We start from the raw sequence: 8,104 nt of genomic DNA on the forward strand, positions 1-8,104 counted from the left end.
CGTACGGCGTAGAGAAGAGGCGCGCTGGGAAGCGGAGGAAGATGCGCGCGCCGCCGCACCGCCGCCATCGTCCAGTGGGAGTGCCACAACGACGGAAGACGTCGAGGCCGCGATCCGGCGCGGCGAGCCGCGCTTCATTTCCGAGGTGCAGTTCCTCCGCTTCAGGTTCGAACCCGGCAACTACTACTTCGTCGGCCGTGAGACGCTGGCGGGCCGCGAGGTCGTGCGCATCGAGTACTATCCGCGCCGGCTGTTCAGCAACGGCAACAGCAAGAGCGGGAAGACCGAGGACCGCTTCGAGCGCGCGTTCGAGAAGGTCTCGCTCGTCACGCTCTGGGTCGATCCGTCTGTCGATCAGATCGTCAAGTACACCTTCGACAACGTCGGCTTCGACTTCCTGCCCGGCCGTTCGCTCGCCCGCATCGACACCGCAATCGCGACAATGACGATGGGGCAGCCATTCGAAGGGATCTGGCTACCCGAATCGCTTGTGGTGCATGGTGCGGTCACGCTGGCCAACGGGACGTTCAGGGCCGAGTACGCGCGTCGCTTCAGCGAGTACAGGCAGGCAGACGTGCAGATGCGCTTCCGCGTGAAGGACGAGCCCGACAAGTGATCGCGCGAGTCCTCCGTGCGGCGACGTTGTGCGCCGCGTGCGTCATCGCGGCGGCAGGCACGGCGGTCGCCGCGCAGGCGTCGATCACGATCGACGAGGTGCGCATCCACGGCAACCACACGACGCCAGATGCCGACGTGCTGCGCATCGCGGAGATTGTCGTCGGGTCGCCGCTCGAAGCAGACACAGTGGAGGCGGTGCGCGCGCGGCTCGACGCGAGCGGACGGTTCTCGCGCGTCGAGATCCGCCAGCGTCAGCGCTCCATCGACGATCCCACCCGCATTGCCCTCATCATCATCGTCTCGGAACACGTTGGTATCCGCTTACTTGATGGTGTCGACGTGCCTCGCGTGCCTGGCCAGGCCGGGCGTGTCTGGGCCCAGACGATGTTCCTCCCCATTCTCGACGTGCAGGATGGTTATGGCCTGACGTACGGGTTGCGGACCTCCGTGGTGGGCGGGCGCGACAGCACCACGCGGCTGTCGGTACCTGCGTCGTGGGGCGGCACGCGGCAACTCGCCGTCGAGGCCGAGCACACGTTCGCGCCACGCCTGCGCGAGACGCCTGACGCGCGGAGCATACATGCCGCGGACGACGGTGTCGCTGTGCCAGCGGTCCGGTGCCCGGCCAGCCGGATCACGCGCGGGATCACGCGCGTGGCGGGGAAGGTCGGCATCTGGCGACAGGAGCATCCGTTCTTCGAGCAGGGCCAGCTCCGTCGCCACGTGGATGGCGAAATCAGCTATCGTCCGGTGCCGGAACTGGGCGTCGGCGTCGAGGCGGGGTTGGCGGCGGTGTCGTTCGGGGACGTCGACGATCGCATGACGCGCGGCGGCGTGTTCGTCGAGATCGACACGCGCGCCGATCCGCTCTTCCCCCGCAACGCCGTTCACGCGCGCACGTCGTGGAGTCGCGTCTCGTTCGCGCACCCCGAGCAGTCGGGCGTGCCGAATGGAGGGCGGTCGCTGTGGCGTCACGACGTGCGCGGCTACGTCGGCCTGATCGGGCAGGTCGTGCTGGCGGGACGGGTGCAGCTCGAGACGTCCAGCGCCGCACTGCCGGCGTACGCGCAGCCGATCTTCGGCGGTGCCGACACACTGCGCGGCATCCGCGCCGGATATGCCGTCGGCGACAACCTGTGGTCGGCGACGCTGGAAGCGCGCGTTCCGCTGTCGTCGCCGCTGCGCAGTACGCGCATGGGCGTGCTGGCGTTCTACGACACGGGCGCCATCTGGAACGCCGGCCACGCCTGGCGCGACGCCACCCGCGTGGATGGTCTCGGCGGCGGCGTCTTCCTGGTCAACCCGGTCTTCCGGATCCAGTGCACCGTCGCCCGCGCTCGCGGCCTCTCCACACGCGTCCACCTGTCCACAGGCATCGCATTCTGACAACAACCGGGCACCGGGCGGCGGGCACCGGGCACCGGAGGGCGAATGTGGAAGCCCGGCCCGTGCGGTCGCCGCTCGCTGGACGCTTGCCTTTCCGGTGCCCGGTGCCCGGCCGCGTTAGGATCCGTCCCCATGACACCGGCTGAACTGCGGTCGATGGCGGAGCGCCCGGATGGGCTGACCGACGAACTCGTCGCGCTGTGGCAGGAGGCGCGCGGCGACTGGCGTGGGGCGCACGTGACCGTGCAGGACCTCCATTCGAACGACGCGGCGTGGGTACACGCCTACCTGCATCGCCGGGAAGGCGACGACGCGAACGCGCGGTACTGGTACGCGCGCGCCGGCAGGCCTCCCTCCCGACTCCCGCTCGACGATGAGTGGGCGGCCATGGTGTCGGTGTTGCTTGGCGACTGACGTGCGCGCGCGCCAGGTGATTCGCCTCGCCACGGGCCTGGCGACCGTTGCACTCGTCGTCCCGCTCGCGCTCGCACAGTCACAGGGCGGGCCGGGCAAGCCCGGCCCCTACGCCGCGAAGGAGGAGAGCGGCCGCGTGGTCCTCATCAGCCTCGATGGCATGGGCACACAGCTGTTCCTCGACGATCCGGTGGCCGAGGAACTGGTGGCGCTTCGCGCCGTGCGCGCGCGGGGGACGATGGCCGCGGGGCTCGTGCCGCACATGCCGAGCACGACGGCCAACACGCACGCCGCGCTCTGGACGGGCGCGTGGGGCGACGTCAACGGCATCACGTCCAACGACATGCCGATCGCGCTCCCGGCACCGCCGTCCGTCTCGCGTCGCGTGTCAGGCTATCGATCCGAAGGGCTCCGCGCCGAGCCGCTGTGGGTCGCGTCCGCGCGTCAGGGACTGAAGACAGTGGCGCAACAGGCCACGCAGGTGTTCCCCCTGACGCCCGCGTCCTCTGGCAGCGACCTGCCGTCGCCTCCCTTCATCCTGCACGGGTACCAGGCGCCCATCGTCGCCCCGGCGCGATGGCTCGACGCAGGTGACACCTCGCCGCGCGCGTGTACGCCGCTCGACGGTGCCGCAACCACGTGCCTGTCGTGGCGATCCGGCAGCGTCACCTTCGATGCCGCAGTCGTCGACGATGGCGGTGCGAAGGCGCTGCGCGTGCGCGTGGCCGGATCGCCGCGCGGCGTGATCGTGCGACAGGCGGCCACGGAGACCGCGCTCCCGCGCGGACGCGAACTGGCGCGCTACTTCAGCGACGGCTTGCTCGTTGACGTCCCTGGCCACGGTCCGGCGATGACCTACTTCCGCCTGTTCGATCTCGACGTGGAGCCCATGGTGCTCGACCTGTTCCAGTCGCGCGCGCAGGAGCTCGTCCTCGCGCGAGGCGAGCAGGCCAGCCGATCGGACACCATCGCGTTCCTGGAACGTGCGGGCGGCTTCATCGGCAACGGCGCTCACGAGGCGTGGGATCGACAGGGCCTCGGCGGGAGGCCATTCTGGCTGGGCGGCGACGGCACGCGTGAACGGCGGTTCCTCGAGACGCTGGAACTCGGCATCCGCCAGACCATCCGTCACGCCACGTATCTGTGGGAGACGGAGAGCCCGCGCGTGTTCGTCGGCTACGTCAGCATGCCTGACGAGATCGACCACGCGTGGCTCGGACAGGCGCGGCAGGATGCCAGGTACGACGCGTTCCGCCGGTGGGGCTATCAACTCGTCGACCGTGCCGTGGACGCGTACGTCTCCTTCATCGAACCCGGCGATCACATCGTCTTTGCGAGCGATCACGGGATGACGCCGATCACGCACTCTGTTCGCGTCAACAATGCCTTACGCGAGTCAGGGCTCGTCGCGGTGCGGGCAGACGGGACCGCCGACCCGGATCGATCGCAGGTGTGGTTCGCGCGCAACTGCCTGGTCGTGCGCACGCCTGACTGGGCGGGTGGGACGGTGCCGCGTTCGAAACGCGCCGCCGTGCTGCGTCGGGCGGAGGCCGCCGTGCGTGCGATTCGGCCGCCGCAGGGACATGAGCCCGTGGTGTCCGGGTTCTACGTGAGCGACGCGGATCGCGGGCGGTTCGGCTTCGGCGGCCCGAACGGCCACGACGCGTGCGTGGACTTCCGTCCGGGCTACGAAGCGACGACGGCGATGGGTGAGGGACCGGTGGTCCGCATCAAGCCGCGTCCCACCGGTGAGCACGGCTTCTTCCCGACGCGCAGGGACATGCACGGCATCCTGATCGCGGCAGGCCCGCGCATCGCGTCGGGCGGCACGTGGCCGCTGCAGCGTGCCATCGACGTCGCGCCGCTCGTCAGCGATCTTCTCGGCATCGCCCCACCCCGCGACGCCCGCGGCACGGTCCCGCGATGACGAACGGGCTGAAGCCCGTTCGCTCCATCCCAAAGCTCAGATGCGTTGAGTAGCGCGTCCAACGTTCGGTATTGAAATGGAGGCCAGGGGTTTCAACCCCTGGCACACGTGCTGTTGCTTCTACGACGCCGGCCGCAGGGCGGTCTTCGCGACGGCGGCGTCCGGCTTGTCGACGATGGCGGAGTAGACGAGCTGACGGAGCGTCATGTGCGCGTCCGAGCCGGCGGCGGGCAGCAGTTGCGTCATGAACACCACCACCAGCTTCTCGACGGGATCCACCCAGAACTTCGTGTGGTACGCGCCGCCCCATCCGTACTCGCCGACAGATCCCGGACGCCCCGATCGCCCGACGTGTTCGGTGATCTCGAAGCCAAGGCCGAAGCCGAAGTTGCCGTTCTGGTAGAGCGTGCCCACGTGGTTCGACGTCATCAGCTCCACTGTCTTCGGGCTCAGGAGTCGCGTCCCCTCGAGCGTGCCGCCATTGAGGAGCATCTGGAGGAAGCGCGCGTAGTCGGAGGCCGTCGAGACGAGGCCGGCGCCGCCGGAGAACGAGGCGCGCGGACCGGTGACGTAGTCGCCCTGACCTGTGCCCGGCGCAGGTGCCTTCTCGATGGGCGCACCGGCTTTCGAAACCGAGTACACCGTGGCCAGGCGATCGGCCTGCGCGGGATCGACGTAGAACGCCGTGCTGGTCATCTTCAGCGGCGTGAAGATGCGGGTGCGCATGAAGTCCGCGAGCGACTGGCCGCTCGCCTTCTCGACGACCACGCCGAGGATGTCCGTGTTGAAGCCGTACACGTACTTCTCACCGGGCTGCGAATCCATCGGCAGGCCCGCGAGGCGGTCGATCGTCGCGGCAATCGGCTCGTTCTTGTCGGCGAAATACCAGCCGATGACGCCGGCCGACTTGTAATCGGCTTCGAACGGATTGCCGCTGCCGTAGGAGATGCCGGCGGTATGCGTCAGCAGGTGACGGATCGTGATGGGGCGTACGGCAGGCCCGCGTCCGGCCATCGCGGCAGCCGCGCCGGGCGATGTGCCCGAGGGCGCCGGGACCACGACGGTGGTCTTGGCAAACGACGGGATGAAGCGCGACACGGGGTCGTCGAGGTGAACCCGCCCCTCCTCGACGAGCATCATCACGGCGACGCTCGTCACCGCCTTGCTCATCGACGCGATGCGGAAGAGCGTGTCCGTCGTCATCGCCACGTTGCGCTCGATGTCGCGACGGCCGGCGGCTTCGTGGTAGACGACCTTGCCGTTCCTCGCGACGAGCGTTACGGTCCCGGCGAGGCGCCCCTGGTCCACGTAGTCTTTCATCGTGGCCGTGATGCGCGCCACGCGATCGGGAGCCATCCCGGCGGTGTCTGGCGCACCCGCTGACAATCCCTGCGCGAACGCACCGGCAGCCGACGCCCAGACGACAGCTGCGACAACGAACTTCCGCATCATCCGATTCCCTCCGTGTGACATGTGCGCATGGTACGCCGCATCGGCATCGATGTGTGCCAGGGACTGAGGAGTGTGTGACGAACGTGTTTGGTGACGAACGGGTTGCAACCCGTTCACTCCAGTCCTGGCTCGCGGGTGGCGCCGGACGGGGTCGCCCCGCCCGCGCGCAGGCGCGTCTCCCGTACAAGGGCTGTTCGCGCCGAGGACGGGTGGGGCTGTCCGGCGACAGGACCCGCGCCCCGCCGACCTCTGCGCGTCACCGAATCATCCGGGAGACGAGGACTTCTCCCGTCTTCCGCTGGATCGACCAGAACGCCGTCGGGTCAGACGGGTCGAGGGCGATGCCCTGCCCTTCGCTCTCGACAGGGACGATCGCGTCGAGCACGAGCGTCGCGCCGGCGGACGGCAGCCGCAGGATGTGCAGTTCGGGTGCATGGTGGCCCGACGTGATGAGCCGGCCGTCGGACGCCCACACACCGCCGGAGCTGCTCATGCCGTCCCATCGTGCAATGACGGCCTTCGGGAACGCCCACGCGCCGGTCTCCCGCCAGTTCTCGTCGTAGCGCACGAGCACGGAGTACTCGGGCCCCTTGCCCGGCTCGCCGTTCGGTGGCGGATAGTGCGCGTACATCACCCACCACGCATCGCCGCGGCTGTCGATCCATGTCGCTGACCCGCGTCCGGTCCCGACAGGAATGCTGCGCACGTGACGCAGTGTCGCCGCGTCCCACACCTCGATCGAACTCACCATGGGTACGCCGGGATAGTTCGAGTGCGCGCAGTAGAGCGCGCCGTCGATCACGACGCCGCTGTTCAGATGGATGATGCCGCCATCATCGGCATCCTGCCACTCGGCCACCTTGCGCCCCGTGGCCTTCTCGTACTTGCCGATACGCCTGTTGGTGATCGCGTAGAAGTGCGTGGCATCGACGGCCACCGCCTGCCGCGCCTCCGGCGCCGCGTAGCGACGGACGACAGGCCACGCTTGGCGCACAGGCAAGGTCTGCGCCGCGCTTGCGACAGGTGCGAACACGAGCGCGAGCGCGATCCACCATCGAAGCCGACCGACCCGTCGCACTGCCACCGTTGTCACGCGCGGAGGACGGAGGTGAAGACGTCACAGGCGCGTTGCATCTCCTCCATCGTGCCGATCGAGATGCGGGAATACGACGTCAGGGGCGGGAACGGGCGGCCGACGGCGATGCCCTTCGCGAGGCAGGCCTTCGCGAAGCCAACGGTGTCGCGCCCGACGTCGGCCATCAGGAAGTTGGCGTGCGACACCGGTACTCTCGCGCCGGCGCTCTCGAGCCGCTTCACCGTGTAAGCCCTGACTTCCGCGTTGCGCGCGCGTTCGCGCGCCTCGAAGCCAGCGTCGGCGAGTGCGGCCTGCGCGGCGTGAAGGCCGATCGTCCCGACGCTCATCGGCACGCCGAAGTCGGCCAGACGCGACAGCAGCGGCGGCTGGGCGATCGCGTAGCCCACGCGAAGGCCGGCCATCCCGTACATCTTCGAGAACGTGCGGCTGACGATCACGCGCGGCGTCGACAGCGCGAACGGGACCGCCGTCTCCACGCCGTGCCCGTCGGCGTACTCGATGTACGCCTCGTCCAGCAGGATGACCACGTCCGGCGAGCGCCGCAGCGCCGCGGCCACGAACGCGCGGATGTCGTCGAGCGGCAGCGCGACGCTCGTCGGGTTGTTCGGGTTGCACAGGAACACCAGCCCCGCGGTGTCCACGTGCCGCAGCAGGCCGTCGAGATCCACCTGGAGGTCGGCGCGCACGGGCACCTCGTGGACGGGCCGTCCGAGCGCACGTGCGCGTCGGGCAGGCTCCTCGAACGTCGGCACCGGTGCAACGAGCGCCCGCCGTTCGCCCGTGAACGCCATGACGGCGTTCAGCAGGACCTCCGACGATCCGCACCCGGGCAGGATGTGCTCCGTCGTCGTGTCGTGCCGCGCGGCAAGGCCGTCGAGCGCGTGCGGGAACCTGAACGGATAGACGCGCGCAAGCCGGGTGGCCGACGTGATGGCGTCAACGGCCGCCGCGCACGGCCCGATGGGGTTCTCGTTGCTGTCGAGCCGCACGAGATCGGCAGGCATCGCCGCCGCCTGCGCGCTGCTCCACGCTCCAGCCTCCCGTCCCCGCGCCACGACGAGCCCCGCCGCACCTGCCGCCGTCGATTGCATGAACCGTCGTCTGGACCACATGGGGACCTCCGCAATGCCGAACGCTGAATGCCAGATGTTCAATGCCGAATGCCGAATGACGAACGCGGATGTAATGCCGCGATGCCGGGAATGCCGGGA

7 protein-coding genes are annotated in these 8,104 nt (G+C 69.2%); 4 read left to right on the forward strand and 3 right to left on the reverse strand.

Going from position 1 to position 8,104, the window contains the following annotated elements; translation table 11 throughout:
* From IT182_02200 to IT182_02215, 4 genes are all read left to right on the forward strand, one after another.
* Positions 1-616 (forward strand): hypothetical protein (locus IT182_02200; protein MCC6162139.1); only part of this gene is annotated, 616 nt, incomplete at its 5' end.
* Positions 613-2,004, forward strand: coding sequence for a BamA/TamA family outer membrane protein (locus IT182_02205; GenBank protein MCC6162140.1), 1,392 nt, complete (start codon positions 613-615; stop codon positions 2,002-2,004). The genes IT182_02200 and IT182_02205, both read left to right, overlap by 4 nt.
* A 132-nt stretch (positions 2,005-2,136) precedes the next feature.
* Positions 2,137-2,418: a hypothetical protein gene (locus IT182_02210; protein ID MCC6162141.1), complete on the forward strand. Its 282-nt coding sequence runs from the start codon at positions 2,137-2,139 to the stop codon at positions 2,416-2,418.
* On the forward strand, positions 2,408-4,345 hold the full coding sequence (locus IT182_02215) for an alkaline phosphatase family protein (protein ID MCC6162142.1): 1,938 nt from the start codon (positions 2,408-2,410) through the stop codon (positions 4,343-4,345). Before IT182_02210 ends, IT182_02215 begins: the two co-directional genes overlap by 11 nt.
* Before the next feature lie 120 nt (positions 4,346-4,465).
* Here IT182_02215 and IT182_02220 read toward each other — a convergent pair whose 3' ends face one another.
* The 3 genes from IT182_02220 to IT182_02230 form a co-directional block, all read right to left on the reverse strand.
* Positions 4,466-5,794: a beta-lactamase family protein gene (locus IT182_02220; protein MCC6162143.1), complete on the reverse strand. Its 1,329-nt coding sequence runs from the start codon at positions 5,792-5,794 to the stop codon at positions 4,466-4,468.
* Positions 5,795-6,053: 259 nt separating this feature from the next.
* Positions 6,054-6,890, reverse strand: coding sequence for a hypothetical protein (locus IT182_02225; GenBank protein MCC6162144.1), 837 nt, complete (start codon positions 6,888-6,890; stop codon positions 6,054-6,056).
* Complete coding sequence (locus IT182_02230; GenBank protein MCC6162145.1) at positions 6,887-8,005, reverse strand: aminotransferase class I/II-fold pyridoxal phosphate-dependent enzyme; 1,119 nt, start codon at positions 8,003-8,005, stop codon at positions 6,887-6,889. The genes IT182_02225 and IT182_02230 overlap by 4 nt, the downstream gene beginning before the upstream one ends.
* Positions 8,006-8,104: the final 99 nt, after the last annotated feature.

The sequence above is a fragment of the Acidobacteriota bacterium genome (genome assembly GCA_020845575.1).
GTDB lineage: Bacteria > Acidobacteriota > Vicinamibacteria > Vicinamibacterales > Vicinamibacteraceae > Luteitalea.

Bases quoted from the DNA above. Each gene is read 5' to 3' on its own strand.
- IT182_02210 (MCC6162141.1), top strand. From the start codon at position 2,137: ATGACACCGGCTGAACTGCGGTCGATGGCGGAGCGCCCGGATGGGCTG.
- IT182_02220 (MCC6162143.1), bottom strand. From the start codon at position 5,794: ATGCGGAAGTTCGTTGTCGCAGCTGTCGTCTGGGCGTCGGCTGCCGGT.
- IT182_02230 (MCC6162145.1), bottom strand. From the start codon at position 8,005: ATGTGGTCCAGACGACGGTTCATGCAATCGACGGCGGCAGGTGCGGCG.